The following is a 26,621-nucleotide window of genomic DNA, read 5'->3' on the forward strand; positions in this document are numbered from 1 at the left end:
GGCCGGCGGCGCTAGGTGGGCTGCGAGGCGTGGCCTTGGCTTGGCGTCCAGTCGGGGCAGGGCTGATGCAGCTCATGCGCGGCCTCGAAAGCCGTCCAGTCGAAGCCCCGGGCGAACGGCTCGACCTGCTCCGGCGGCAACGGCCGGGCGATCAGGTAGCCCTGCATCCAGTTGCTGCCGACCGCGCTCAGCCTGGCGAACTGCTCGGCGGTTTCGATGCCCTCGGCGATGACCTTGAGCCCGAGGCGCTGGGCCAGCGCCGCGAGCGTTTCGCAGATGGCCAGGCCCTGCTCGGTGTGGGTGTCGGTGACGAAGCTGCGGTCGATCTTCAGCACGTCCAGCGGCAGCTGGCGCAGGTAGCTGAACGACGAGTAGCCGGTGCCGAAATCGTCCAGGGCCACCTTGACGCCGAGCGCGCGCAGCTCGTGCAGCAGGCAGATATTGGCTTGCGGATTCTGCATCAGCATCGATTCGGTCAGCTCCAGGCTCAGGGCCTCGGCCTGGATGCCGGTGCTCTGGATGGTGTCCCGCAGACGTTCGGCGAAGCCTGGTTGGTTCAGTTGCCTGATCGAGACGTTGACGCACATCTGCTTGATCGGCGACGCCTGGTCCTGCCAGGTCTTGAGCTGGCGGCAGGCGGTTTCCAGGGTCCACTGGCCGACGTCGAGAATCAGCGCCGACTGCTCGAGCATGGTGATGAAGTCCGCTGGGTAGATCAGCCCGAGGGTCGGGTGTTGCCAGCGGATCAGCGCCTCGACGCAATCGATCTGGCCGCTGGCCAGGTTCAGTTCCGGTTGGTAGTGCAGGGTGAATTGCCCCTGGGCCAGGGCCGAGTGCAGGTCGCTGAGCAGCTGCAGGCGCTGCCGCGATTTCTCGTCGAGGTCCTGCTGGAACACCACGGTCTGCCCACGGCCCTGGCGTTTGGCCAGGTACATGGCGGTATCGGCGCTGCGCAACAGTACCGTACCGTCGTTGCCATGCTCCGGATACAGGGCGATGCCGATGCTCGCGTGCACGTAGATCTGCTCGCGGCCCAGGCTGATGGGCTCGCTCAGGCTCTGCTGCAGGCGTTCGGCGATGCCCAGGATCTGCTCCAGGCTGGACTGGTCCGGCAACAGCACGAGGAACTCGTCACCACCGAGGCGGCCGACCATCGAGGCGTGCTCATCCTGTGTGTCCTCGTCCATGGGCAGCTGAAACACCTCGTCCGAGGCCCGCAGGCTCTGCACGAAGCGCTGCGCGACCTCGATCAGCAGGCGATCGCCCACTTCGTGGCCGAGGGTGTCGTTGACCTCCTTGAAATCGTCCAGGTCGATCATCAGCACGGCATAGCGCTCGCGTCTGGGCGGCCTGCGGCTCAGCGCGCTGGACAGCAGCTCGGCGACCAGGCGCCGGTTGGGCAGGCCGGTCAGGGCGTCGTAGTTGGCCATCCGGGTCAGGGTCCGGGTGGAGCGCCGCTGCACCGCGAAGACCCGCGCCACGGCCAGCCCCAGGCCGGCCAGGAGCAGGCTGAGCAGTCCCAGGCGCAGCCACATCTCACGCTGGATGGGGGCGATCGCCGCGGCCAGGTCGGCCGCCGACTTGAAGCGCTGCAGCTGCCAGGCCGAGGTGTAGGGCAACTCGACCGGCTGTTCGAGGTGGATGGCCGGCTGCTCCAGGCCCGCGAGGAAACGCGGCAGCAGGTGACTGCGTCTGTCCATGATGCGGTCGCCGGTCTCGCGATTCTCCAGCACGTATTCGCCCGGCGCAGCGTCGAGGTCGATCCGCTGCTGGGCCAGGATCTCGAGGTCCAGTTCGGTGATCGGCAGCCGCGGCCAGCCGAGCAGCGTGGCTTCCAGCACGTTGGCGCGCAGCACGGCGGTCACCAGTCCCTTGAACCGCTTGCTGGTCAGGTCATAGATCGGGGTGGACAGCAGCAGGCCGTGGCTGTCGCGCTCGTCGCCGTTGGCCAGCGAGGTGTACTGGGAGTTGTCGCAGGTGCGCAGCAACTCCGAGGTGACGGCGGCGATCCCCTGCGGGGCTTCGGCCGGCAGCATCGGCGCGAAGCGGCGCAAATGATCGAGCTGGCGCACGTATTCGTCGTATTCGGCCGCCTCGTACTCTTCGGGTTCGTCGGCGTCGTGGGTGGGCTCGGCCTGCTTGGCCCGGCTGATGCGCTCGAGCAGCACCTGGTCGAACATCAGGAAGGGCACCTGGCCGCGCGTAGGGTCGAAGCCGTCGTAGACCAGATAGATTTCCGATAGGTCGATATCGGCGGCGATGTGGTTGTACAGCTGCTGGATGATGGTGGCGTCGCTGTCGCGAAAGTGGCCCTGCTCGACGACATCCTCGTCGTCGCTTTGACGATTGAGCGGTGTCGCGGCGCGAACCGCCGGTAGCAGCGAGATGGTCCTGATGGTGAGGTAGGTGCGCTCGAGCATCCCCGCCAGGGTTTGCGCCATGGCGCGGGTTTCGATGGCCATCTCGGTGCGGATCTTGGCTTGCGTATCGACCGCCAGGTGCCGGGCGTCACGGTAGATGGCCAGCGCGCCGATCAGCCACAGGAACACGAAGCCGAGGGCAATGGAATACCGCGCCCATCCTCGAAGGCGGCGCTTCGACCTGGCTGTCGGCTTGGGGCGAGCGGACTGATTGCTCATGGTTCCAGCCATTCCTTGCACCTGAGTTCTGGGCATAGGGTGGCGACGTTCGCCGCCGCCCGAGCCACCCGCTTGCGTCCAACCGACGAAAGTCGCCGGTCGCTAGGCTTCGCTGGCATATGGGCTTATAGCCTAGTCGTGGGGCATCTGGCGAGCCATGGGGCGCGGGCGGTACGTGGCATGTCGCTGGCTGGCCTTTGCGGCGGAGCGCGCGTGCCGGCCCTCTGCGGTCGAGCCGGTGGCCTGGCGCGCGGCCCGACGCCATACTGGTGGCCAAAGCGTGGCCGGCAAGCTGCGCCCTTCCTGCAAACCCTCCGCACCAGGGGCTTCCGTGCTCAGCGTATTTTTCGTCAACAGCCTGGTGGTGATCGCCGCGGTGATCATCCACTACGAGTTCCTCTATCGCCTCACCCAGTTGCTGCCGAAACTCAGGGTTCGCCATCGTTTTCGCCTGGTGCTGGGCGTCGGCGGGGCGCTGCTGGCCCATGCGGTCGAGGTGTGGCTATTCGCTTTCGCCTATTTCCTCATGCACAGCGCCGACGGCTGGGGCCGGCTGGAGGGCAACTTCGACGGCAGCTTCATGGCCTGTGTGTACTTCTCCTTCACCACCTTCACCACCCTGGGCTTCGGCGACATCGAGCCACTGGGCGAGCTGCGCTATTTGACCGGGATCGAAGCGCTGACCGGGCTGGTGCTGATCACCTGGACGGCCTCGTTCCTCTTCGTGGAAATGCAGCGCTACTGGCGCTCAAGCTAGCGCCTGGCGTCGCGCAGAGGGCCTACTGCCAGCGCGCCTGGCGCCAGCGCTGGTGCTGTTCGGCGCCCTGGAAGGTCCAGGCGACGAAACGGCTCTGCTTCTGTCCCTGGGCCATTTCCACGGTACGCACCTCGCGGGCGCCGGCTTTCTGCAGGGCGGCATGCACGCCGGGCAGGTTGCTGGCCTTGGACACCAGGGTGCTGAACCACAGCACCTGCTCCGGGCACTGCGCGCTTTCGCGGATCAGCCGGCCGATAAAGGCCGCCTCGCCGCCCTGGCACCAGAGTTCGGCGGCCTGGCCGCCGAAGTTCAGCAGCGGCAGCTTGCGCTTGGGGTCGAGCTTGCCCAGGTTGCGCCACTTGCGCTTGCTGCCGCTGGCCGCTTCGGCGGCCGAGGCATGGAAGGGCGGGTTGCACAGGCTCAGGTCGAAGCGCTCGTCGGCCTGCAGCAGGCCCTGGAAGATGTGCTCGGCGTCGCCCTGCTGGCGCAGTTCGATGGCCTCGCTCAGGCCCGGGTTGCTCTGCACGATGGCCCTGGCCGAGGCGATGGCGCTGGCGGCGATGTCGGCACCGAGGAAACGCCAGCCGTACTCGCGGTTCCCCAGCAAGGGATAGATGCAGTTGGCGCCGACGCCGATGTCCAGGGCGCGCACCCGGACGCCGCGCGGGATCTCGCCGCCGTTGCCGGCGGCCAGCAGGTCGGCCAGGTAGTGCAGGTAGTCGGCGCGACCGGGGATCGGCGGGCACAGGTAGTCCGCCGGAATGTCCCAGTGATCGATGCCGTAGAACTGCTTGAGCAGGGCGCGGTTGAACACCTTGACCGCCGCCGGGTTGGCGAAGTCGATGCTCTGCTTGCCGTAGGGGTTGAGGATGACGAACTCAGCCAGTTCCGGGCTGGCCGCGATCAGCGCGGGGAAGTCGTAGCGGCCCTGGTGGCGGTTGCGCGGGTGCAGCTGGCCCTTGTCTGCCTGGACGGCGGGTTTTGGCGGGCTGGGGCGTTGGCGGCGAGACATGGTAATCCGTGGGGACGAGAACTGGCCGGGGCATTATTCACAATGCGGCGGCCGTGGCTAGCCGCTGGCGATATTCAGCCACATGGCCAGGTAGTCGAAGAACAGGCAATACAGGGCGATCGGCAGCGGCAGGCCGAGCAGGGTGCCGAGCAGGTAATGGCGAAAGGGCACCCCGGCCAGGGCCAGGCTGTAGTTCAGCGCCGGAACGGTCTGGAACAGCATGCGCAGGGCGACGATGCTGGCCAGCGGATGCCGGTCCAGGCCCGCCAGCAGGCGCTGGGCCAGGGGGCTGTCGAGTGTGCGCAAGGCATTGCCGCCGAGCAGGCGGATGATGAAGAAGGTGAACACGCAGGAGAAACTGGCGGCCAGGTAGGTGGCCAGGCCGCCCTGGACCCGGCCCAGGGCCAGCACGGCGGCGGCGAGGAACAGCCAGCCGGGGATCTGGATCAGGTTGCCGAGGGCGAACAGCAGGGTGAACAGCAGCAGGCCGAGCACCGGGTGCATCAGGATCAGTTGCTGCAACGCTTGCAGGTTGAACTGGGCGCGCAGGCCCAGGACCTCGAACAGCAGGAACAGGCCGAGGAGGAACAGGACCACCAGCAGCAGGCGGAGGGAGCTGCGCATGCCAGGCTCCGGATCAGGGATACCCGAGTATGGCCTTGATCTGCGCCAGGTGGCTGGCGATCCACTGCGGGTCGATGGCGCCCCAGTCGCGGATCGCATAGTGGCCGGCGTTGTTGCGTTCACCTTCCTGCTGGACGAATTCGCAGTGGATATCCAGGTCGGCGAGGGCGCTCAGGGTGTCCTGGGCGGTGCGTCGCGGCATGCCGGTGACGGCCATCAGCTCCGGCACGCTGCGCGCGTTGCCACTGTCGATCAGCCAGGCGACGTACAGGCGCCGGTAGAAACTGCTGCGGGTTTTGCTGATTTCCATGGCATGCACCTTGAGAAAGGCAACGGGCGCCTGGCGAAGCACCCGTGCTATTCCATGAGCTAGAGGGCGAAGATGGCCATATAGGTCATCGCACCGGCGATATAGCCGGCGAAGGCCAGGCCGGTAATGTACTTGAGGTACCAGAGAAAGTTGATTTTCTCCATGCCCATGGCGGCCACGCCGGCCGCCGAGCCGATGATCAGGCAGCTGCCGCCGGTGCCGGCGCAGTAGGCGAGCATCTCCCAGAAGTTGCCGTTGACCACGAAATTGCTCAGCCACGGCACCTCAGCGGCGGCGGCCTCTGCCAGGGCTTGCGGGCTGACCAGCGGGTACATCTTCATGGCGCCAGCGACCATCGGCACGTTGTCCACGAGGGCCGAGAGCAGGCCGATGGAAATGGCGATGCTGTAGATGTTGCCCAGGCTGTCCTTGAGGTAGGTCGCCACCTCGAGCAGGTGGCCGGCGGTCGACAGGCTGGAGACCGCCAGCAGGATGCCGAGGAAGAACAGAACGCTGGGTACGTCTACGCGGCGCAGTACGCCGACCACCGAGAGCGGGTCTTTATCTTCGCTGTTCTTGCTGCGGTGGATGATTTCGGTGGTGATCCAGAGGATGCCCAGGCCGAAGAGGATGCCCATGTAAGGCGGCAGCCCGGTGACGGTCTTGAATACCGGGACGAACACCAGCGCAGCCAGGCCTAGGCAGAACACCAGATTGCGTTCGAAGGGGGTCGTGGGGTCCCGGCGGCTCTCCAGGGTTTCCTTGGGCTTTGGCGCCTTGATGTCACCCTTGAGCACGAAACTCATGATGATCAACGGGACCAGCAGGCACACCAGGCTTGGCACGATCAGCTTGACCACGATACCGCTGGCGGTGATCTGGTGGCCGATCCACAGCATGGTGGTGGTGACGTCGCCGATCGGCGACCAGGCGCCGCCGGAGTTGGCGGCGATGACCACGATGCCGGCGTAGAACCAGCGTTCGTGCTGGTCGGCGATCAGCTTGCGCAGCAGGGAGATCATGACGATGGTGGTGGCCAGGTTGTCCAGCGCGGCGGACAGGAAGAAGGTGATCAGCCCGACCAGCCAGAGCAGGTGTACGCGCTTGGTGGTGCGGATGCGGTCGGTGATGACCTTGAAGCCTTCGTGGGCGTCGATCAGCTCGACGATGGTCATGGCGCCCATCAGGAAGAACAGGATTTCCGAGATCTCGCCGAGGTGATGACGCAGTTCGCTCACTGCATAGTGAGCACCGTCGCTACTGCCATGCTCCAGGGCGGCGGCAATCAGCGGGGTGATGCTTTCGGCGCCGAGCACCAGTACGGTCCAGGCCAACACGGCGGTCAGCAGGGCCGAGGCCGCTTTGTCGATCTTCAGCGGGTGCTCGAGGGCGATACACAGGTAGCCGAGTATGAATATCAGGGCCATTAGGGCGTACATAGGCGGGTTCCAGTCAGCAGGTTGTTGTTATTCGGGTCTGAAAGCGGCGGGGAGCATGCCTCAAGCACAGGGTCCGTGGAAAGGCTTGCGCCGCGCCTGGGCGCCTCGCGGCCAAGCGCTAGGCGCTGCCACGGGTGCAAAAAGGCCCGCACGGGGCGGGCCTTTCACTTGGCTTAGAGGCTGGCGATGCGGGCGCGCTGGTCGACCAGCTTGCCCAGGGCCTGTTCCGCCTCGGCGAGCTTGGCGCGCTCCTTGTCGAGCACCTCGGCCGGCGCCTTGGCGACGAAGCCCTCATTGGCGAGCTTGCCGCCGACGCGCTTGACCTCGCCGTCCAGACGGGCGATTTCCTTGTCCAGGCGGGCCAGTTCGGCGTCCTTGTCGATCAGCCCGGCCATCGGCACCAGCACCTGCATCTCGCCGACCAGGGCGGTGGCGGACATCGGCGCTTCTTCGCCGGCCGCCAGCACCCGCACCGACTCCAGCTTGGCCAGCTTGTTCAGCAGCGGCAGGTTGTCGGCCAGGCGGCGTTGGTCTACGTCGCTGGCGTTCTGCAGGATGATGTCGATGCGCTTGGCCATGGAGATCTTCATCTCGCCGCGAATCTGCCGCAGGCCGAGCATCAGCTGCTTGACCCACTCGATGTCGCCTTCGGCGGCGGCGTCGATGCGGCTCTCATTGGCCACCGGCCAGGCCTGCAGCATGATGGTCTCGCCGCTGACGCCAGCTTGCGCCTTGATCCGCTGCCAGATCTCTTCGGTGATGAATGGCATGAACGGGTGGGCCAGGCGCAGGGCCACTTCCAGCACGCGGATCAGCGTGCGGCGGGTGCCACGCTGGCGCTCGATCGGTGCGTTCTCGTCCCACAGCACCGGCTTGACCAGCTCCAGGTACCAGGCGCAGTACTCGTCCCAGATGAATTCGTACAGGGCCTGGGCGGCCAGGTCGAAGCGGAAGGCGTCGAGCTGGCGGGTCACTTCGGCTTCGGTGCGCTGCAGGGCGGAGATGATCCAGCGATCCACCGAGGACAGCTCCACCGGCTCGCCATTCACGCCGGTGTCCTGGCCGTCGGTGTTTTCCAGGACGAAGTTCGCGGCGTTCCAGATCTTGTTGCAGAAGTTGCGGTAACCCTCGACCCGGCCCATGTCGAACTTGATGTCGCGGCCGGTGGAGGCCAGCGCCAGGTTGGTGAAGCGCAGGGCGTCGGTGCCGTAGGCGGCGATGCCTTCGGGGAACTCGGCACGGGTCTGCTTGGCGATCTTCTCCGCCAGCTTGGGCTGCATCATGCCGCTGGTGCGCTTCTCCAGCAGGGCGTCGAGGCTGATGCCGTCGACGATGTCCAGCGGGTCGAGCACGTTGCCCTTGGACTTGGACATCTTCTGCCCCTGGCTGTCGCGGACCAGGCCGTGCACGTACACGGTCTTGAACGGGATCTGCCCGGTCAGGTGGGTCGACAGCATGATCATCCGGGCGACCCAGAAGAAGATGATGTCGAAGCCTGTTACAAGAACATCCGTGGGGTGGAAGGTCTTCAGGTAGTCGGTCTGCTGCGGCCAGCCGAGGGTGGAGAAGGTCCACAGGCCGGAGCTGAACCAGGTGTCCAGCACGTCTTCGTCCTGGCGCAGGTTGGCGTCGCCGAGGTTGTGGGTGGCGCGCACCTCGGCCTCGTCACGACCGACATAGACGTTGCCGGCGTCGTCGTACCAGGCCGGGATGCGGTGGCCCCACCATAGCTGGCGGCTGATGCACCAGTCCTGGATGTCACGCATCCAGCTGAAGTACATGTTCTCGTACTGCTTGGGCACGAACTGGATCTCGCCGCTTTCCACCACGGCGATGGCCTTCTCGGCCAGCGGCTTGGTGCTGACGTACCACTGGTCGGTCAGCCACGGCTCGATGATGGTGCCGGAACGGTCGCCCTTCGGCACCTTCAGCGCATGCTCGTCGATCTTCTCCAGCAGGCCGGCGGCCTCGAAGGCGGCAACGATCTGCTTGCGCGCGACGAAACGGTCCAGGCCGGCGTATTCGCCCGGTAGGCGGCCGTCGACCTGGCTGTTGACGCTGCCGTCGATGTTGAACACCTGGGCCTGCGCCAGCACCGCGGCGTTCTTGTCGAAGATGTTGATCAGCGGCAGGTTGTGGCGCTTGCCCACTTCATAGTCGTTGAAGTCGTGGGCCGGGGTGATCTTCACGCAGCCGGTGCCGAACTCGGGATCGCAATAGTCGTCGGCGATGATCGGAATGCGCCGGCCGACCAGGGGCAGCTCGACGAAGGTGCCGATCAGCGCCTGGTAGCGCTCGTCGTCCGGGTGCACGGCCACGGCGGCGTCGCCGAGCATGGTTTCCGGGCGGGTGGTGGCGACGATCAGGTAGTTCTTGCCGTCGGCGGTCTTGTGGCCGTCGGCCAGCGGGTAGCGCAGGTTCCACAGGCTGCCCTTCTCGTCGTGGTTTTCCACTTCGAGGTCGGAGATGGCGGTGTGGAACTTGGTGTCCCAGTTGACCAGGCGCTTGCCGCGGTAGATCAGGCCGTCCTGGTGCAGGCGCACGAAGGCTTCCTTGACCGCCTCGGACAGGCCCTCGTCCATGGTGAAGCGCTCGCGCGACCAGTCCACCGAGCTGCCCAGGCGACGGATCTGCCGGGTGATGGTGCCGCCGGACTGCTCCTTCCATTCCCAGACCTTCTCCAGGAATTTCTCGCGGCCCAGGTCGTGGCGACCGATGCCGTCGGCGGCTAGCTGGCGCTCGACCACCATCTGGGTGGCGATCCCCGCGTGGTCGGTGCCCGGCTGCCACAGGGTGTTGCGCCCCTGCATGCGGCGGAAGCGGATCAGCGCATCCATGATCGCGTTGTTGAAGCCATGGCCCATGTGCAGGCTGCCGGTGACGTTCGGCGGCGGGATCATGATGGTGTAGGGCTCGCCCGAACCCTGTGGGGCGAAGTAATTGTTCGCCTCCCAGTTCTCGTACAGGGCGGTTTCAATGGCGTGCGGCTGGTAGGTCTTGTCCATGCGCGGCGGGACCCTTTTGACGGCTGATCGGAAAAGCCGGCAAGTATAACGGGGAAGGCGTGGAGGGCGTAAGGCCGCGCGCGGGGAAGCTGACTGGTGGGGCGAGCGTCGTCGGCGGCTGTCAGTTGCGGCGCGGCGGCAGCAGGCGGGTCAGGCGCGCCTCCAGGCGGCGCTTGAGCTCGGCCTCGATCTGCGGCACGAAATCGTCGATGACATCCTGCAGGATCAGCTGGGCGGCGGCACGCAGTTCGCTGTCCAGGCGCTTCATCTCGGCGCCGCTGTCGCGTTGCACCGCCTGCTCCAGGGCGCTGCGCAGGTCTGCCGGGGTGCTGGGCTGGGCCGGCTTGGCCGTTGCCGTGGGGCGGTAGCTGGGCGCCGGAGCCGGGGTGGTTGTCGCGGGTGCGCTGACGATGTCCGAGAGCACGGGGATGCTGTCCGGGTCGAGGGCGTCGACCAGCAGCGGCGGCTCGAGGTCCTGGTCGCCCAGGAGTTCGCGGATCGACTCCAGGTCGTTCAGCAGCTGGGTGGGTTTGTGCGGCGGCTTCGGTTTGTCCATGGCGGGCGGCTAGAGGTCGACTCGTTTGGGATCATAGCCGCGTTGGCGGTAGCTGCGGAAATTCTCCCGGCAGGCGGTCAGCAGGTCCGCTTCCTGGTTGACGATCTCGATGACCCGGCTGAAGCGATCGACGAGCGGCGAGAGGCTCGGATTGAGATTGATCAGCACGCCTTGCTCGGCCGCCGGCGGCTCATCCTGACCGATCACCACCGGGGCGTGCGGATCGTCCTGGTGCAGCTCGTGGGGCACGAAGGCCTCCGCCTTGAAACGCCACAGCAGCTCATCCAGTTCCGCGCACTGCTGGGCATCGGTGCCGCGCAGGAACACCGGCAGGCCGGCGCGCCAGGCCTTCATCGCCAGCTGGCAGGCGGCGCGCAGGCGTTCGGCCGGGGTGGCGGAGGAGAGGACGTAGAACTCGATTCGGGGCATGGCGACTTCGATGATGGACGGCGGAGGCCGGGGCGGACAGGGCCGCCCCGGCGCGGGTCAGGCCTGGCTGCGATCGAGCAGGTACTGGGTCAGCAGCGGCACCGGGCGGCCGGTGGCGCCTTTCTCCTTGCCCCCGCTGATCCAGGCGGTGCCGGCGATATCCAGGTGAGCCCAGGGGTACTGCTTGGCGAAGCGCGAGAGGAAGCAGCCGGCGGTGATGGTACCGGCCTTCGGGCCGCCGATGTTGGCGATGTCGGCGAACGGGCTGTCCAGCTGCTCCTGGTACTCGTCGAACAGCGGCAGCTGCCAGGCACGGTCGTCGGCGTGCTGGCCGGCGGCCAGGAGTTGCTCGACCAGCTCGTCGTTGTTGCCCATCAGGCCCGAGGTGTTGGCGCCCAGGGCGACGATGCAGGCGCCGGTGAGGGTGGCGATGTCGATCACCGCCTGGGGCTTGAAACGCTCGGCGTAGGTCAGGGTGTCGCACAGCACCAGGCGGCCTTCGGCGTCGGTGTTGAGGATCTCCACGGTCTGCCCGCTCATGCTGGTGACGATGTCGCCGGGGCGGGTGGCGCGGCCGCTGGGCATGTTCTCGGCGCAGGCCAGCAGGCACACCAGGTTGATCGGCAGCTGCAGTTCGAGCACGGCTTTCAGGGTGCCGAACACGCTGGCGGCGCCGCACATGTCGTACTTCATCTCGTCCATGCCGGCCGCCGGCTTGATGCTGATGCCGCCGGTGTCGAAGGTGATGCCTTTGCCGACCAGGGCGAAGGGCTTGTCGGTCTTCTTGCCGCCCTGGTAGTGGAGCACGATCATCCGCGGCGGTTGCTCGCTGCCCTGGGCCACGGCGAGGAAGGCGCCGGCGCCGAGCTCCTTGAGCTTCTTCTCGTCGAGGATCTCCACCTTGAGGTTCTTGTGCGCCTTGGCCAGATCTTTGGCTTGGTCGGCCAGGTAGCTGGGGTGGCAGAGGTTCGGCGGCAGGTTGCCCAGGTCGCGGGTGAAGGCCATGCCGGCGGCGATGGCCCGGGCGTGCGTGGTGGCGCGCTCGACCTCCGCCAGGCTGGCCTTGTCGCAGCTCAGGGTCAGCTTCTTCAGGGCGCGCGGCTCGGCTTTCTGGCTCTTGAAGCGATCGAACTGATAGTCACCGTCGGCTAGGCTCTCTACTATCAGGCGCGTTTTGCCGTAGGCGTCGCGGCCCTTGACGCCGAGGTCCTGCAGGGCCAGCACGGCGTCGCTGCCGCCGAGTCCCTTGAGTACCGCGTGGGCGGCGCCGATCAGTTTGCGCAGCTGGCGGTCCGACAGCTCGGCGTCCTTGCCGCTGCCGACCAGCAGCACGCGCTCGGCCTTGAGGCCGGCCAGGTTGTGCACCAGCAAGGTCTGGCCAAGCTTTCCGGCCAGGTCGCCACGCTTGAGCAGGGCGCTGATCGCGCCGGCGCAGGCATTGTCGACAGCGCTCGCCGTTTCACCGAGCTTGCGGCCTTCGCCGACGGCGATGACCAGGGTGGCGGTTTTCAGGGTTTCCGGGCGAGCGCTTTTGGCTAGAAATTCCATGGCGTAGTGTCCCCAAGACAAGAAGTCGGTATTGCAGGATAATGCCGGCTATTTTTTCAGTGGTTCGTCCGTGGGCGAGCCGGCATGCAGTGCGGCTAGTTTGATCGTAGCCGCCTGAGCCTGACAACCCTGGAGTGTCTGGTTTGATCGTCTTCCGTTATCTGTCCCGTGAGGTCTTGATTACCCTGAGTGCGGTGAGCGCCGTGCTGCTGGTGATCATCATGAGTGGCCGCTTCATCAAGTACCTGGCGCAGGCCGCCCAGGGTTTGCTCGATCCCGGGGTGCTGTTTCTGATTATGGGGTATCGCCTGCCCGGCTTTCTCCAGCTGATCCTGCCGCTGGGGCTGTTCCTGGGCATCCTGCTGGCCTACGGGCGGCTCTACCTGGACAGCGAGATGACCGTTCTTTCGGCCACCGGCATGAGTCAGCAACGCCTGATGGTGTACAGCCTGGCGCCGGCGCTGCTGGTGGCGTTGCTGGTGGCCTGGCTGAGCTTGAGTCTGGCACCGCAGGGCGTGGCGGAGCAGATGCGCATCCTCAATGAGCAGGACGCCCTGACCGAGTTCGACACCCTGGTGCCGGGCCGCTTCCAGGCCATGCGGGACGGCTCGCGAGTGACCTACACCCGGGAGCTGTCGAAAGACCGCGGCGAGCTGGCCGGGGTCTTCATCTCCGAGAAGCGCTTCTCCCGTGAGGGTGGCAAGGAGCGCGGCATCACCGTGCTGGTGGCGGAAAGCGGGCGCCAGGAGTTGCAGGCCGACGGCAGTCGCTACCTGATCCTGGAGAACGGCTATCGCTATGACGGCAATCCCGGTCAGGCGGACTACCGGGCGATTCAGTACGACACCTATGGCGTGTTGCTGCCCAAGCCCTCGGTCAGCGGTGAAATCAGCGAGCGCGAGGCGGTGCCGACCCGGGAGCTGATCGGCAGCGACAATCCGCGCCTGCAGTCCGAGTTGCAGTGGCGCCTGTCGATTCCGTTGCTGGTATTCGTCGTCGCCCTGCTGGCCGTGCCCTTGTCGCGGGTCAATCCGCGCCAGGGTCGCTTCCTCAAGCTGCTGCCGGCGATTCTCCTGTACATGGCCTACCTGGCGCTGCTGATCGCCGCGCGTGGCGCCCTGGACAAGGGCAAGATTCCCCAGGAGCTGGGCTTGTGGTGGGTGCATGGGGTGTTCATGTTGATCGGTCTGTTGCTGCTTTACTGGGAGCCGCTGCGCTTGAAGTGGGCCGCTCGTCGTGCTGCGCCGGAGGTGGCTCGTGGTTAGGTTGGATAGGTACATCGGCACCCAGGTGTTCGTCGCGATTCTTTCCGTGCTGGGGATCATCGTCGGGCTGGCCCTGATGTTCGCCTTCATCGATGAGCTGGGGGACGTCGAGGGCGATTACAGCCTGGGCGAGGCCGCCTGGTACGTGTTTCTCACCCTGCCGCGGCGGGTCTACGAGATGTTGCCGATGGCGGCGCTGATCGGTTGCCTGATCGGCCTGGGCAGCCTGGCCAGCAACAGCGAGCTGACCGTCATGCGCGCCGCCGGCGTATCGATCGGGCGCATCGTCTGGGCGGTGATGAAGCCGATGCTGGTGCTCATGCTGGCCGGCATCCTGATCGGCGAGTACCTGGCGCCCTGGAGCGAGAACCAGGCCCAGGCCAATCGCGCCATGGCCCAGGGCGGGGGCGAGGCACAGAGTGCCAAGCGCGGCATGTGGCACCGCCAGGGGCAGGAGTTCGTGCATATCAACGCGGTGCAACCCAATGGCGTGCTGTACGGGGTGACGCGTTACCGTTTCGACGAGCAGCGCCACCTGCTGTCCTCCAGCTTCGCCCGGCGGGCGCAGTACCAGGGCGATCACTGGCGCCTGGAGAACGTCGCCACCACGCATTTCCGTGAGCGCAGCACCGAGGTGGTCAAGTCGCTCAGCGAACGCTGGGACGTCGAGCTCAATCCGCAGTTGCTCGGTACCGTGGTGCTGGAGCCCGATGCGCTGTCGGTGACGGGCTTGTGGCGCTACATCCAGTATCTGGGTGAGCAGGGCCTCAACAATGGCCAGTACTGGCTGGCGTTCTGGACCAAGGTGTTGCAGCCGCTGGTGACCGCGGCCCTGGTGCTGCTGGCGATCTCCTTCATCTTCGGCCCGCTGCGCTCGGTGACCCTGGGGCAGCGGGTATTCACCGGGGTGCTGGTCGGTTTCGTCTTCAGCATCGCCCAGGACCTGCTCGGGCCGTCGAGCCTGGTGTTCGGCTTTTCGCCGCTGCTCGCCGTGCTGATTCCTGCGGTCATCTGTGCGGTAGCGGGCATGGGGCTGCTGCGCAGGGCAGGCTAGTTAATTCGCGCGCAGAAAAAAGCCGGCTCAGCGCCGGCTTTTTTCTGCAGCCTCACTTCTTGTGGATGTTCTTCGGCAGCTGCACGGTCCGGCTGGCGGAATAGATGTCGTGCCAGCTGCGTTTTTCCTTGTCCCAGAGAACCCAGAGAAAGCCCAGGCCGAGGCAGAGCCAGGAGGCGGTGGCGACCAGGAAGCGCAGCAATGCCTGCCACAGGGTGATGGCGCTGCCATCCTGGTTCTGGATGCGCAGGCCCCACACCTGCATGCCCAGGGTCTGGCCGTTGTGCGTCCAGAACTTGGCGAAGAAGCCGAACAGGCTGAACAGCAGAAGGGTCGAGAGCAGCGGGTCGCCGTCCAGGGCGCCGGCGTCGGAGAGTCGCTTGAGCTGCGCCTCGCCATAGAAGCCCATCAGCACCAGCTTGTAGATGAAAGTCACCACTATCAGCAGGGCGATGCACAGCAGGAAGTCGTAGAACATGGCCGCGAGGCGTCGGATCAGGCCGGCAGCGGGAAATTCACCCTGCGGGCGCAACAGGTGTTTCGGCATGGAGGGCTCGTCGGGTAATAGTGCGGTTGGGTCTATATCAGGTTTTTTTGCCTACAAATGGGCATAAAAAAACCCCTGATGATGCCATCAGGGGTTCTTCAAAGCGGCAGGATTAGCTCAGGACTTGAACCTGGTCAGCCTGCATGCCTTTTTGACCTTGCACTGCAACGAAGCTGACTTTCTGGCCTTCTTTCAGGCTCTTGAAGCCGTTGCCTTCGATCGCGCGGAAGTGCACGAACAGATCCGGACCGCTTTCTGGAGTGATAAAACCAAAACCTTTTTCGTCGTTAAACCACTTGACGGTACCGTTCTGACGATTCGACATGTCTTATTTCCTTGAAACTAGAGTTGATGACAGCCCCTAAATAATAGAGGACTGAGACTGGTTGCAAAGAGTAATAGAAGTCGAGCGGGATGTAGCGGATCGAGAGGATCTACTGCATCAGGTCACGATTCACGGCGACCCATGCAAACACAGTTCAATCACTCTACGCTAACTTTTGGGCAAATGCCAACCCCTGCGGAGCCCGAGAATCAAGGCGGATCGAGGTTGTTTGCGGACTATCGAAGAGAGCTGTGCAAGAGGGAGTCTTGGGGCTTTGGAGGGCAGTTCGGTGGGCTGCCGGGTGTCGCTTTGCGCTGGTTGCAGCGACTGGATTATTGGTGCCCCGGGGGAGACTCGAACTCCCACTCCTTTCGGAAACGGATTTTGAATCCGCCGCGTCTACCGGTTCCGCCACCGGGGCACAATGGCGGCGCAGTATAGGGAGGGCGCTGCGCCCGGTCAATCCACTTGCGTGGCCAGTATGCGCGATTTCCGGTAAGCTTTGCCGCCCCGAAATACGACCCCTTTCCGCCATGCGTGTTGCCGACTTTCATTTCGAGCTGCCTGATTCCCTGATCGCCCGTCATCCGCTGGCCGAGCGCCGCGCCAGCCGCCTGCTGGTGCTCGATGGCCCCAGCGGTCAGCTCGCCCATCGCCAGTTCAGCGACCTGCTGGAGTATCTGCGCCCTGGCGATCTGATGGTGTTCAACAATACCCGGGTGATCCCGGCGCGACTGTTCGGCCAAAAGGCGTCGGGCGGCAGGCTCGAAGTGCTGGTCGAGCGCGTGCTGGACGACCATCGGGTGCTGGCCCATGTGCGCTCGAGCAAGTCGCCCAAGCCGGGCTCGACCATTCTGCTCGACGGCGGCGGTGAGGCGCAGATGCTGGCGCGCCATGATGCGCTGTTCGAGTTGCGCTTCAGCGAGGACGTCCTGCCGCTGCTCGAGCGCATCGGTCATATGCCGCTGCCGCCCTATATCGACCGACCAGACGAGGCGGCCGATCGCGAACGCTATCAGACCGTATATGCCGCACGCGCCGGCGCGGTGGCGGCGCCTACGGCCGGGCTGCATTTCGATCAGCCAATGCTCGCGGCGATCGCCGAGATGGGCGTCGAGACCGCCTTCGTCACCTTGCATGTCGGCGCCGGCACCTTCCAGCCGGTGCGGGTCGAGCGCATCGAGGATCACCACATGCACAGCGAATGGCTGGAGGTCAGCCAGGAGGTGGTGGACGCCGTGGCGGCCTGTCGTGCTCGCGGCGGTCGGGTGATCGCGGTCGGCACCACCAGCGTGCGCTCGCTGGAAAGCGCCGCACGGGATGGCGTGCTCAAGGCGTTCAGGGGCGACACCGACATCTTCATCTACCCGGGACGCCCGCTGCATGTGGTCGATGCCCTGATCACCAACTTTCACCTGCCGGAGTCGACCCTGCTGATGCTGGTATCGGCATTCGCCGGCTATCCGGAAACCATGGCGGCCTACCAGAGCGCGGTCGCCGAGGGCTACCGCTTCTTTAGTTACGGTGATGCCATGTTCGTCACCCGCAATCCCGCGCCGCGCGGGCCCGAGGAAACACTATGACGCGCACCTGTCGCATGTCTTTCGAGCTGTTGGCGACCGACGGCAAGGCCCGTCGCGGGCGCCTGAGTTTTCCCCGGGGCGTGGTCGAGACGCCGGCGTTCATGCCGGTCGGCACCTATGGCACGGTGAAGGGCATGTTGCCCCGGGATATCGAGGCGATCGGCGCGCAGATCATTCTCGGCAACACCTTCCACCTGTGGCTGCGCCCGGGTACCGAGGTGATCAAGCGCCATGGCGATCTGCACGACTTCATGCAGTGGCAGGGGCCGATCCTCACCGATTCGGGTGGCTTCCAGGTGTTCAGCCTGGGTGCCATGCGCAAGATCAAGGAGGAGGGCGTGACCTTCGCCTCGCCGGTGGACGGCAGCAAGGTGTTCATGGGGCCGGAGGAGTCGATGCAGGTGCAGCGCGACCTCGGCTCGGACATCGTGATGATCTTCGACGAGTGCACGCCCTATCCGGCCGAGTTCGACGTCGCCAAGCGCTCCATGGAGCTGTCGCTGCGCTGGGCCAGGCGCTCCAAGGAGGCCCATGGCGACAGCAGCGCGGCGCTGTTCGGTATCGTCCAGGGCGGCATGCACGAAGAGCTGCGCATGCGCTCGCTGGAGGGTTTGAGCGAGATCGGTTTCGATGGCCTGGCGATCGGCGGGCTGTCGGTCGGCGAGCCCAAGGAGGAGATGATCCGCGTGCTGGACTATCTGCCGGCGCAGCTGCCGGCGGACAAGCCGCGCTACCTGATGGGCGTCGGCAAGCCGGAAGATTTGGTCGAGGGTGTGCGGCGCGGCGTCGACATGTTCGACTGCGTGATGCCCACGCGCAATGCGCGCAACGGCCATCTGTTCGTCGACACCGGCGTGCTGAAGATTCGCAATTCGGTGCACAAGCATGACGACTCGCCGCTCGATGCAACCTGTGACTGCTACACCTGCCAGCACTTTTCCCGGGCCTACCTGCATCATCTGGATAAGTGCGGCGAAATGCTGGGAAGCATGCTCAATACCATCCATAACTTGCGCCACTATCAGCGCCTTATGGCTGGTTTGCGCGAGGCAATTCAACAGGGTACATTGGCCGCCTTTGTCGATGCCTTCTATGCGCGACGCGGGCTGCCGACACCGCCGCTCGCCTGATCTATCGCTGTTCTAAAGACCTTATCCAACAGGAGTGTTAAATGAGCTTTTTGATCCCCGCTGCTTATGCCGATGCCGCTGCCCCGGCTGCTGGTCCTGCCGGTACCGGTTTCGAGTGGGTGTTTCTGGTCGGTTTCCTGGTCATCTTCTACCTGATGATCTGGCGTCCGCAGGCCAAGCGCGCCAAGGAGCACAAGAACCTGATCGGCAACCTGCAGAAGGGTGACGAAGTGGTGACCAGCGGCGGCATCGCCGGCAAAGTGACCAAGGTCAGCGACGATTTCGTGGTGATCGAGGCGTCGGACACCGTGGAGCTGAAGATCCAGAAGGTGGCCATCGCCGCCACCCTGCCCAAGGGCACGCTGAAAGCCATCTGAGTCACACATCATTACCATTCGACGGGGCGCTTAATGCGCCCCGCGTCATAACGGGCGGCGTCATGCTCAATAAATTTCCTCTGTGGAAGTACCTGCTGATCGCGGCTGTGCTGACGATCGGCTTTATCTATTCGGCACCCAACCTCTATCCAGACGATCCGGCCATCCAGATCAGTGGCAACAGCACGGCGATGCGCGTCGAGCAGGCCGACCTGGAGCGCGCCGGTCGCGCCCTGAGCGATGCCGGCATCGAGGTCAAGGGCGTGAGCCTGGCCGATCAGGGCCGCGCCGGCCTGCTGCGCCTGGTCAGCAAGGAAGATCAGTTGCCGGCCAAGGACGTGGTACGCAAGGCGTTGGGTGGCGATTTCGTGGTCGCCCTGAACCTGGCGCAGACCACCCCGGACTGGCTGCGCAATATCGGCGCCGGGCCGATGAAGCTGGGTCTGGACCTGTCCGGTGGTGTGCACTTCCTGCTCGAAGTGGACATGGACAAGGCGCTGGATGCCCGTCGCAAGGTCTACGAGGGTGAGGTCAAGAGCCTGCTGCGCAAGGAGCGGGTGCGCTATCGCAGCCTGCCGGAAGCCAATGGCGCGATCCAGCTGGGCTTTGCCGATGAGGCGACCCTGGAGCAGGCGCAGCGCCTGATTCGTCGTGATTTCATCGATTTCGAACAGAATGCCGTCGAGCGGGGCGACCAGCAGGTGCTGCGCCTGACCCTGACTCCGGCCAAGCTCGCCGAGATTCGCGAGTATTCGATCAAACAGAACCTGACCACCGTGCGCAACCGGGTCAACGAGCTGGGCGTGGCCGAGCCGCTGGTCCAGCGTCAGGGCGCCAACCGCATCGTCGTCGAGTTGCCGGGTGTGCAGGACACTGCCGAGGCCAAGCGGATTCTCGGCAAGACCGCCAACCTGGAGTTCCGTCTGGCCGCCGAACTGGATGCGCCCAGGGCGGCGACCGAAACCTTCGAGTTCCGCGAAGAAGGGCGCGCGCCGGTGCAACTGGAGCGCGAGCTGATCATCACCGGTGACCAGGTCACCGACGCCCAGGCCAGTTTCGACGAGAACGGTCGTCCGCAGGTGAACATCCGCCTGGATAACCACGGCGGCGACCTGATGAATCGCGCCACGCGCAACAATGTCGGGCGCAGCATGGCGGTGATCTTCATCGAGCAGAAGCCGGTGACCCGTTACGCGCGCCAGGTGGTCGAGGGCGTCGAGCAGGAGGTGGCGATAGCCAGTTTCGTCGAGGAGAAGAAGATCATCAGCCTGGCGACCATCCAGTCGCCGCTCGGCAGCCAGTTCCGTATCACCGGACTGGACGGCCAGGGCGAGTCCTCGGAGCTGGCGCTGCTGCTGCGCGCCGGTGGTCTGGCGGCGCCGATGTACTTCGCCGAAGAGCGCACCATCGGCCCGAGCCTGGGTGCCGACAACATCGCCAAGGGTGTCGATGCGTCGTTGTGGGGCATGCTCTTCGTGTCGCTGTTCATCATGGTGATCTACCGTTTCTTCGGCGTGCTGGCGACCGTCGCGCTGGGCTTCAACATGATCATGCTGCTGGCGCTGATGTCGCTGTTGAGCGCCACCCTGACCCTGCCGGGTATCGCCGGTATCGTGTTGACCATGGGTATGGCGGTGGATGCCAACGTACTGATCTTCTCGCGTATCCGCGAAGAGATCGCCAATGGCATGTCGGTGCAGCGGGCGATTCATGAAGGCTTCGATCGCGCCTTCTCGGCGATCATCGACGCCAACCTGACCACCCTGCTGGTCGGCGGCATCCTCTTCGCCATGGGTACCGGGCCGGTCAAGGGCTTTGCCGTGACCTTGTCGCTGGGCATTCTCACCTCGATGTTCACCGCCGTGCTGGTGACTCGCGCGATGGTCAACCTGATCTTCGGTGGGCGTGACTTCAAGAAGCTTTGGGTTTAAGAGGTCGAGATGAATCGTACGATCAACTTCATGGGCGTGCGCAAACTTGCGTTTGCCCTCACGCTGTTCCTCACCCTGCTGGCGTTGGGCAGTTGGGCGTTCAAGGGCCTGAACCTGGGGCTGGATTTCACTGGCGGCACGCAGATCGAGCTGGGCTACCAGCAGCCGGCCGACTTGAGCGGGATTCGCCAGCAGCTCGCCGCTGCCGGCTTCGCCGATGCCGTGGTGCAGAGCTTCGGCGCCACCACCGATGTGGTGGTACGCATGCAGGGCGATGATCCGGACCTGGGCAACAAGGTGGCCGAGGCGCTGGCGAAATCCGGTGCTGCGCCGGAGGTCAAGAAGGTCGAGTTCGTCGGCCCGCAGGTGGGGGAAGAGCTGCGTGACCAAGGTGGCATCGGCATGCTCCTGGCGCTGGGCGGGGTGCTGCTGTATCTGGCGTTTCGCTTCCAGTGGAAGTTCGCTGTCGGCGCCATCGTCTCGTTGATCCATGACGTGGTGGTGACCCTGGGCATCCTGTCGTTCTTCCAGGTGACTTTCGACCTGACGGTGCTGGCGGCGATCCTGGCGATCATCGGTTACTCGCTGAACGACACCATCGTGGTGTTCGACCGGGTGCGCGAGAACTTCCGCGTGCTGCGCAAGACCAGCCTGATCGACAACATCAATATCTCCACCACCCAGACCCTGTTGCGCACCCTGGCGACCTCGATTTCCACCTTGCTGGCAATCGGTGCGTTGCTGGTGTTCGCCGGCGACAACCTGTTCGGCTTCTCCATCGCGCTGTTCATCGGTGTGCTGGCGGGTACCTACTCGTCGATCTATATCGCCAACGTCGTGCTGCTGTGGCTGGACCTCACGGTCGAGGACCTGATTCCGCCAGTGGTGGCCGAAGAGGTCGACGAGCGTCCCTGAGTCTGTGCGCTCTGTCGCAGTTGGATCGAGCGGCATTGGCGGCGGTGGAACTTGCCGCAGGTCGCCTCGGTCCAACCGTGCGAACAAGGCGAAATTCGCCGGATAGCTAGAGCGTGAGCCAGGAGAAGCCATGAACAAATCGATGCTCGTGGGCGCGGTATTGGGCGCCGTAGGGGTCACTGCCGGGGGTGCTGTCGCGACCTATAAATTGGTCAGCGGTCCGGAGTACGCCGAGGTGCTGGCCGTGCAACCGGTCAAGGAAACCATCCAGACCCCGCGTGAGGAATGTCGCGAAGTCACCGTGACCCGGCAGAAGCCGGTCAAGGACCAGCATCGTATCGCCGGTACGGCGATCGGTGCGGTGGTCGGCGGCTTGCTCGGTAATCAGGTGGGCGGTGGCAATGGCAAGAAGATTGCCACGGTCGCCGGCGCGGTTGGCGGCGGTTACGCCGGCAACAAGGTGCAGGAGAACATGCAGGCCAATGACACCTACACCACCACCGAGACGCGCTGCAATACGGTCACCGATACCAGCGAGAAGCTGGTCGGCTACGACGTGAAATACCAGTTGGACGGCAAGGTGGGCCAGGTGCGCATGGACCATGATCCGGGCCGCCAGATTCCGGTAAAGGACGGTCAGTTGGTATTGGCGGCGTCTACACAGTAAGGCGTTCGGCAGTTGCAACGAAAAAGCGCCCCGCGGGGCGCTTTTTCTATGGGCGATAAAAAACCGGCGCTAGGCCGGTTTTTTCTGAAGCGGGGCGATCAGCGTTTCAGCGCGGTCGACAGGTGCGGCTGGATCGCCGTCAGCACCGCCTTGAAGCACTTGGTGTTGCCGGCGACGATCTGGCCCTTCTCGAGGAAATCGTGGCCGCCGCTGAAGTCGCTGACCAGGCCGCCTGCTTCCTGAATCAGCAGGGCACCGGCGGCCATGTCCCACTCGGACAGGCCGAACTCCCAGAAGGCGTCGAAGCGGCCAGCCGCCACATAGGCCAGGTCCAGGCTGGCGGCGCCGGCGCGGCGTACGCCGGCGGTCTGGCCGACCAGGCTGCGGAACATGCCCAGGTAGTTCTCCAGGTTGTCCAGCTGGCTGTCGCGGAACGGGAAGCCGGTGCCGAGCAGGGCGCCTTCCAGGCTCTTGCGGGTGCTGACGCGCAGGCGGCGGCCATTGAGGGCGGCGCCGCGACCGCGGCTGGCGGTGAACTCTTCCTGGCGAACCGGATCGATGATCACCGCGTGCTCGAGGCGGCCGCGGTATTTGCAGGCGACGCTGACCGCGAAGTGCGGCACGCCGCGGATGAAGTTGGTGGTGCCGTCCAGTGGGTCGATGATCCACTGGTAGTCCGCGCCCTCGCCGCTGCCTTCGATCAGGCCGCCCTCTTCGCCGAGGAAGCCGTGATTCGGGTAGGCCTTGCGCAGGGCCTGGATGATCAGCTGCTCGGCGGAGCGGTCGATTTCGGTCACGTAATCTTTGGCATCTTTCTCGTCGACCGAGATGACGTCCAAGCGTTCGATCGAGCGGAAAATCATTTCACCGGCGCTACGGGCTGCGCGCAGCGCGATATTCAGCATGGGCTGCATGGATGTTCACCTGGGTCGTTAAAGAAAGCCGGCCATTCTAGCAGAAAAGCCACGCGGTTGAAGTGCCGCCTGTGCCGTGCATGGCATTAATCAGGGGGGTTCTGTAAGATTTGCTCCCCTTCTTTTTTCATGTGAGCGTCTACGTTGCTGCAGAACATTCGCGTGGTTTTGGTCAATACCAGTCATCCGGGCAATATCGGCGGTGCTGCGCGAGCCATGAAGAACATGGGGTTGTCGCGCCTGGTGCTGGTCGATCCGATCGACTTTCCCAGTGGCGATGCGGTCGCGCGCGCCTCCGGGGCGACCGATATCCTCGATTCCGCCCAGGTGGTCGGTACGCTCGAGGAGGCGCTGGTCGGTTGCAGTCTGGTGATGGGCACCAGTGCCCGTGATCGGCGCATTCCCTGGCCCCTGCTGGATCCGCGCGAATGCGGTGTGACGGCCTGCGAACAGGCGGCGCAAGGGGGCGAGGTGGCGCTGGTGTTCGGTCGCGAATACGCCGGCCTTACCAACGAGGAACTGCAGCGCTGTCAATTCCATGTGCATATTCCGTCCGACCCGCAGTTCAGCTCGCTGAACCTGGCGGCCGCCGTGCAGGTGTTGGCGTATGAAGTGCGCATGGCCTGGCTGGCTGCGCAGAATCAGCCGACCAAGGTCGCCAAAGTGGAGGCCACGGCGATGCTCGACATGCAGCCGGTGACTGCAGACGAACTGGAGTCCTTCTATGCACACCTGGAGTTGGCGCTGGTGGAGATCGGCTTTCTCGAGCCGGCCAAGCCGCGGCACCTGATGAGTCGTCTGCGTCGGCTGTACGGGCGCAGCGGCGTCAGCAAGCTGGAAATGAATATCTTGCGCGGCATTCTGACGGAGACCGTCAAGGCCGCGCGTGGTCAGCACCATAGGCAGGGGAAATCTGATGTTTGAGCGCATGCGAGAAGATATCCAGAGCGTGTTCCATCGCGATCCGGCGGCGCGCAATACGCTGGAGGTGGTGACCTGCTACCCGGGCTTGCATGCGGTGTGGCTGCATCGCGTGGCGCACGCCTTGTGGGCGGCGGGCTGGAAGTGGCTGGCGCGGGTGGTGTCGAATTTCGGTCGCTGGTTGACCGGGATCGAGATTCATCCCGGGGCGAAAATCGGTCGGCGTTTCTTCATTGATCATGGCATGGGTATCGTCATTGGCGAGACGGCCGAGATCGGCAACGACGTCACGCTTTACCAGGGGGTGACCCTGGGTGGCACCAGCTGGAACAAGGGCAAGCGTCATCCGACTCTGGAAGATGGCGTGGTGGTCGGTGCCGGCGCCAAGGTGCTGGGACCCTTCACGGTCGGTGCGGGCGCGAAGATCGGCTCCAATGCCGTGGTGACCAAGGCGGTGCCGGCCGGGGCCACGGCAGTGGGCATTCCCGGGCGGATCATCGTCAAGGTCGATGGCGAGCAGGAGGCCAAGCGTCAGGCCATGGCCGAAAAGCTTGGCTTCGATGCCTATGGTGTCGGCCAGGACATGCCGGACCCGGTTGCGCGCGCGATCGGCCAGCTGCTCGATCACCTGCAGGCCGTCGACGGGCGCCTGGAGGGCATGTGCAGCGCGCTGACGGCTCTGGGTAGCGACTACTGCGCGAAGGAGCTGCCGGCGCTGCGGGACGAGGACTTCGCTGGCGTCTGCAAGGATCAGGACGACAAGCCGGCTGCGTGATGCGCGGCGCGCGGCATTTTGTTATGCTGCGCGCCCTTCGCGTCGCCTAATCCCGAGTAAAACCATAGGTCTTATAGTTGACTTAAATACTCGGGAATTGCATACTCGCGGCACACAGTGATCCCGTGGTAACCCTCCATGCGTCTGACCACCAAAGGCCGCTACGCCGTCACGGCAATGCTCGACCTCGCGCTTCACGCGCAGCATGGTCCGGTGTCCCTCGCCGACATATCCGAACGTCAGGGCATCTCCCTGTCCTATCTGGAGCAGCTGTTCGCCAAGCTGCGTCGTGGCAACCTGGTTTCCAGTGTGCGCGGCCCGGGCGGCGGCTATCAGCTGGCGCGTGACATGTGCGGCATTCAGGTGGCTCAGGTGATCGATGCGGTCAACGAGTCGGTCGATGCCACCCGTTGCCAGGGGCAGGGTGATTGCCATGCCGGCGACACCTGTCTGACCCACCATTTGTGGTGCGACCTCAGTCAGCAGATTCACGAATTCCTCAGTGGCATCAGCCTCGCCGACCTGGTGACGCGCCGTGAGGTGCAGGAGGTTGCTCAGCGCCAGGATCAGCGTCGCTGCAGCAGTGGCTTGATGCCGCATTTGGACAAGATTGAAGCGTCCACCGTCGATTGAATGCAAGGGCGCCGGGCTGCGAGGTCCGAGACCTGATAGGAGAGAGTCAATGAAATTTCCGATTTACCTCGATTATTCCGCCACCACGCCGGTCGACCCGCGTGTCGCCCAGAAGATGAGTGAGTGCCTGCTGGTCGATGGCAACTTCGGTAACCCGGCCTCGCGCTCCCACGTGTTCGGCTGGAAGGCCGAAGAAGCGGTGGAGAATGCTCGCCGTCAGGTCGCCGAGCTGGTCAATGCCGATCCGCGCGAGATCGTCTGGACCTCCGGTGCCACCGAGTCCGACAACCTTGCGATCAAGGGTGTGGCCAATTTCTACAGCAGCAAGGGCAAGCACCTGGTCACCTCGAAGATCGAGCACAAGGCGGTCCTCGACACCATGCGCCAACTGGAGCGCGAAGGATTCGAGGTCACCTACATCGAGCCCGGCGAAGATGGTCTGATCACCCCGGCCATGGTCGAGGCGGCGCTGCGCGATGACACCGTGCTGGTGTCGATCATGCACGTGAACAACGAGATCGGCACGATCAACGACATCGCCGCCATCGGCGAGCTGACCCGCTCGCGCGGCGTGCTGTTCCATGTGGATGCCGCGCAATCCACCGGCAAGGTGGAAATCGACCTGGAGAAGCTCAAGGTCGACCTGATGTCCTTCTCGGCGCACAAGACCTACGGCCCCAAGGGCGTCGGTGCGCTGTACGTGCGCCGCAAGCCGCGCGTGCGCCTGGAGGCCCAGACCCACGGTGGCGGCCATGAGCGTGGCATGCGCTCCGGCACCCTGGCCACGCACCAGTGCGTCGGCATGGGTGAGGCGTTCCGTATCGCCAAGGAAGAAATGGCCCAGGAAAACCAGCGTGTGCTGGCCCTGCGTGACCGCTTCTTCGCCCAGGTCGATGGCCTGGAAGAGCTGTACGTCAACGGCAGCCTGACGGCCCGCGTGCCGCACAATCTCAATCTCAGCTTCAACTATGTCGAAGGCGAGTCGCTGATCATGGCGCTCAAGGACCTGGCGGTTTCCTCCGGCTCGGCGTGCACCTCGGCCTCCCTGGAACCGTCCTACGTATTGCGCGCCCTGGGCCGCAACGACGAATTGGCGCACAGCTCCATCCGTTTCACCTTCGGTCGCTTCACCACCGAGGAAGAAGTCGACTACGCCGCGCAGAAGGTACGCGAGGCGGTCACCAAGCTGCGCGAGTTGTCGCCGCTGTGGGACATGTACAAGGACGGTGTCGATCTGTCGAAGATCGAGTGGGCAGCACACTAAC

25 protein-coding genes and 1 tRNA gene are annotated in these 26,621 nt (G+C 64.7%); 13 read left to right on the forward strand and 13 right to left on the reverse strand.

Annotation, left to right across the window (positions count from 1 at the left end; genetic code table 11):
- Nucleotides 1-11: 11 nt before the first annotated feature.
- Nucleotides 12-2,639: a bifunctional diguanylate cyclase/phosphodiesterase gene (locus LPB260_RS25215; RefSeq protein ID WP_208708622.1), complete on the reverse strand. Its 2,628-nt coding sequence runs from the start codon at nt 2,637-2,639 to the stop codon at nt 12-14.
- A 331-nt stretch (nt 2,640-2,970) separates the two neighbouring features.
- Here LPB260_RS25215 and LPB260_RS25220 point away from each other — a divergent pair, with 331 nt between their 5' ends.
- Nucleotides 2,971-3,396 carry a potassium channel family protein gene (locus LPB260_RS25220; RefSeq protein WP_208708623.1) on the forward strand — a complete coding sequence of 142 codons (426 nt, stop codon included), beginning with the start codon at nt 2,971-2,973 and terminating at the stop codon, nt 3,394-3,396.
- A 22-nt stretch (nt 3,397-3,418) separates the two neighbouring features.
- Here the strand turns inward: LPB260_RS25220 and rlmF are convergent, their stop codons facing one another.
- The 8 genes from rlmF to LPB260_RS25260 all read right to left on the reverse strand — a co-directional run bounded on the left by rlmF (nt 3,419) and on the right by LPB260_RS25260 (nt 12,319).
- On the reverse strand, nt 3,419-4,408 hold the full coding sequence (rlmF, locus tag LPB260_RS25225) for a 23S rRNA (adenine(1618)-N(6))-methyltransferase RlmF (protein WP_208708624.1): 990 nt from the start codon (nt 4,406-4,408) through the stop codon (nt 3,419-3,421).
- Nucleotides 4,409-4,465: 57 nt separating this feature from the next.
- On the reverse strand, nt 4,466-5,032 hold the full coding sequence (locus tag LPB260_RS25230; RefSeq protein WP_208708625.1) for a VTT domain-containing protein: 567 nt from the start codon (nt 5,030-5,032) through the stop codon (nt 4,466-4,468).
- Between the two features lie 13 nt (nt 5,033-5,045).
- The gene (locus LPB260_RS25235; protein ID WP_208708626.1) at nt 5,046-5,342 is read right to left on the reverse strand and encodes a helix-turn-helix domain-containing protein; all 297 of its coding nucleotides are present in this window, start codon (nt 5,340-5,342) and stop codon (nt 5,046-5,048) included.
- Between the two features lie 59 nt (nt 5,343-5,401).
- Nucleotides 5,402-6,781: a sodium:proton antiporter NhaD gene (nhaD, locus tag LPB260_RS25240; protein WP_208708627.1), complete on the reverse strand. Its 1,380-nt coding sequence runs from the start codon at nt 6,779-6,781 to the stop codon at nt 5,402-5,404.
- Nucleotides 6,782-6,954: 173 nt separating this feature from the next.
- Entirely contained in the window at nt 6,955-9,786 is a 2,832-nt protein-coding gene (locus LPB260_RS25245) for a valine--tRNA ligase (RefSeq protein ID WP_208708628.1), read from the reverse strand.
- 121 nt (nt 9,787-9,907) lie between these two features.
- Nucleotides 9,908-10,342 carry a DNA polymerase III subunit chi gene (locus tag LPB260_RS25250; RefSeq protein ID WP_208708629.1) on the reverse strand — a complete coding sequence of 145 codons (435 nt, stop codon included), beginning with the start codon at nt 10,340-10,342 and terminating at the stop codon, nt 9,908-9,910.
- A 9-nt stretch (nt 10,343-10,351) separates the two neighbouring features.
- Nucleotides 10,352-10,771: a DNA polymerase III subunit chi gene (locus LPB260_RS25255; protein ID WP_208708630.1), complete on the reverse strand. Its 420-nt coding sequence runs from the start codon at nt 10,769-10,771 to the stop codon at nt 10,352-10,354.
- Nucleotides 10,772-10,828: 57 nt separating this feature from the next.
- The gene (locus tag LPB260_RS25260; protein WP_208708631.1) at nt 10,829-12,319 is read right to left on the reverse strand and encodes a leucyl aminopeptidase; all 1,491 of its coding nucleotides are present in this window, start codon (nt 12,317-12,319) and stop codon (nt 10,829-10,831) included.
- A gap of 143 nt (nt 12,320-12,462) precedes the next feature.
- On the opposite strand from LPB260_RS25260, the gene lptF reads away from it, so the two are divergent.
- Together lptF and lptG are read left to right on the forward strand one after the other, a co-directional pair.
- Nucleotides 12,463-13,584, forward strand: coding sequence for an LPS export ABC transporter permease LptF (gene lptF, locus LPB260_RS25265; RefSeq protein WP_208708632.1), 1,122 nt, complete (start codon nt 12,463-12,465; stop codon nt 13,582-13,584).
- Complete coding sequence (gene lptG, locus LPB260_RS25270; RefSeq protein ID WP_208708633.1) at nt 13,577-14,638, forward strand: LPS export ABC transporter permease LptG; 1,062 nt, start codon at nt 13,577-13,579, stop codon at nt 14,636-14,638. Before lptF ends, lptG begins: the two co-directional genes overlap by 8 nt.
- A gap of 52 nt (nt 14,639-14,690) precedes the next feature.
- Here lptG and LPB260_RS25275 read toward each other — a convergent pair whose 3' ends face one another.
- From LPB260_RS25275 to LPB260_RS25285, 3 genes are all read right to left on the reverse strand, one after another.
- On the reverse strand, nt 14,691-15,185 hold the full coding sequence (locus tag LPB260_RS25275) for an RDD family protein (protein WP_208708634.1): 495 nt from the start codon (nt 15,183-15,185) through the stop codon (nt 14,691-14,693).
- Nucleotides 15,186-15,297: 112 nt separating this feature from the next.
- The gene (locus tag LPB260_RS25280) at nt 15,298-15,510 is read right to left on the reverse strand and encodes a cold-shock protein (protein ID WP_208708635.1); all 213 of its coding nucleotides are present in this window, start codon (nt 15,508-15,510) and stop codon (nt 15,298-15,300) included.
- A 336-nt stretch (nt 15,511-15,846) separates the two neighbouring features.
- Nucleotides 15,847-15,931 (reverse strand) — tRNA-Leu (locus tag LPB260_RS25285).
- A gap of 112 nt (nt 15,932-16,043) precedes the next feature.
- Between LPB260_RS25285 and queA the strand changes: the two genes are divergently transcribed.
- The 6 genes from queA to LPB260_RS25315 all read left to right on the forward strand — a co-directional run bounded on the left by queA (nt 16,044) and on the right by LPB260_RS25315 (nt 22,113).
- Nucleotides 16,044-17,093 (forward strand): tRNA preQ1(34) S-adenosylmethionine ribosyltransferase-isomerase QueA, encoded by a 1,050-nt coding sequence (gene queA, locus LPB260_RS25290; protein WP_208708636.1) that lies wholly within the window; start codon nt 16,044-16,046, stop codon nt 17,091-17,093.
- Nucleotides 17,094-17,107: 14 nt separating this feature from the next.
- Nucleotides 17,108-18,223: a tRNA guanosine(34) transglycosylase Tgt gene (tgt, locus tag LPB260_RS25295; protein WP_208710159.1), complete on the forward strand. Its 1,116-nt coding sequence runs from the start codon at nt 17,108-17,110 to the stop codon at nt 18,221-18,223.
- A gap of 41 nt (nt 18,224-18,264) precedes the next feature.
- A complete protein-coding gene (gene yajC / locus LPB260_RS25300) occupies nt 18,265-18,600 on the forward strand; it encodes a preprotein translocase subunit YajC (protein ID WP_208708637.1) in 336 nt (111 codons plus the stop codon).
- Nucleotides 18,601-18,662: 62 nt separating this feature from the next.
- Complete coding sequence (secD, locus tag LPB260_RS25305) at nt 18,663-20,531, forward strand: protein translocase subunit SecD (protein ID WP_208708638.1); 1,869 nt, start codon at nt 18,663-18,665, stop codon at nt 20,529-20,531.
- A 9-nt stretch (nt 20,532-20,540) separates the two neighbouring features.
- Nucleotides 20,541-21,446, forward strand: a complete 906-nt coding sequence (secF, locus tag LPB260_RS25310; RefSeq protein ID WP_208708639.1) for a protein translocase subunit SecF — start codon at nt 20,541-20,543, stop codon at nt 21,444-21,446.
- A gap of 130 nt (nt 21,447-21,576) precedes the next feature.
- The gene (locus LPB260_RS25315; RefSeq protein WP_208708640.1) at nt 21,577-22,113 is read left to right on the forward strand and encodes a glycine zipper 2TM domain-containing protein; all 537 of its coding nucleotides are present in this window, start codon (nt 21,577-21,579) and stop codon (nt 22,111-22,113) included.
- Nucleotides 22,114-22,211: 98 nt separating this feature from the next.
- On the opposite strand, the gene suhB is transcribed toward LPB260_RS25315, so the two are convergent.
- Complete coding sequence (gene suhB, locus LPB260_RS25320; RefSeq protein WP_208708641.1) at nt 22,212-23,027, reverse strand: inositol-phosphate phosphatase; 816 nt, start codon at nt 23,025-23,027, stop codon at nt 22,212-22,214.
- A gap of 144 nt (nt 23,028-23,171) precedes the next feature.
- Between suhB and trmJ the strand changes: the two genes are divergently transcribed.
- The 4 genes from trmJ (at nt 23,172) to LPB260_RS25340 (ending at nt 26,620) form a co-directional block, all read left to right on the forward strand.
- Nucleotides 23,172-23,951, forward strand: coding sequence for a tRNA (cytosine(32)/uridine(32)-2'-O)-methyltransferase TrmJ (gene trmJ, locus LPB260_RS25325; RefSeq protein ID WP_208708642.1), 780 nt, complete (start codon nt 23,172-23,174; stop codon nt 23,949-23,951).
- Nucleotides 23,944-24,723 carry a serine O-acetyltransferase gene (cysE, locus tag LPB260_RS25330; RefSeq protein ID WP_208708643.1) on the forward strand — a complete coding sequence of 260 codons (780 nt, stop codon included), beginning with the start codon at nt 23,944-23,946 and terminating at the stop codon, nt 24,721-24,723. Before trmJ ends, cysE begins: the two co-directional genes overlap by 8 nt.
- Before the next feature lie 138 nt (nt 24,724-24,861).
- On the forward strand, nt 24,862-25,356 hold the full coding sequence (iscR, locus tag LPB260_RS25335) for a Fe-S cluster assembly transcriptional regulator IscR (RefSeq protein ID WP_208708644.1): 495 nt from the start codon (nt 24,862-24,864) through the stop codon (nt 25,354-25,356).
- A gap of 49 nt (nt 25,357-25,405) precedes the next feature.
- Nucleotides 25,406-26,620, forward strand: a complete 1,215-nt coding sequence (locus tag LPB260_RS25340) for an IscS subfamily cysteine desulfurase (RefSeq protein WP_208708645.1) — start codon at nt 25,406-25,408, stop codon at nt 26,618-26,620.
- Nucleotide 26,621 lies beyond the last annotated feature (1 nt).

This window comes from Pseudomonas sp. LPB0260 (assembly GCF_013388395.1).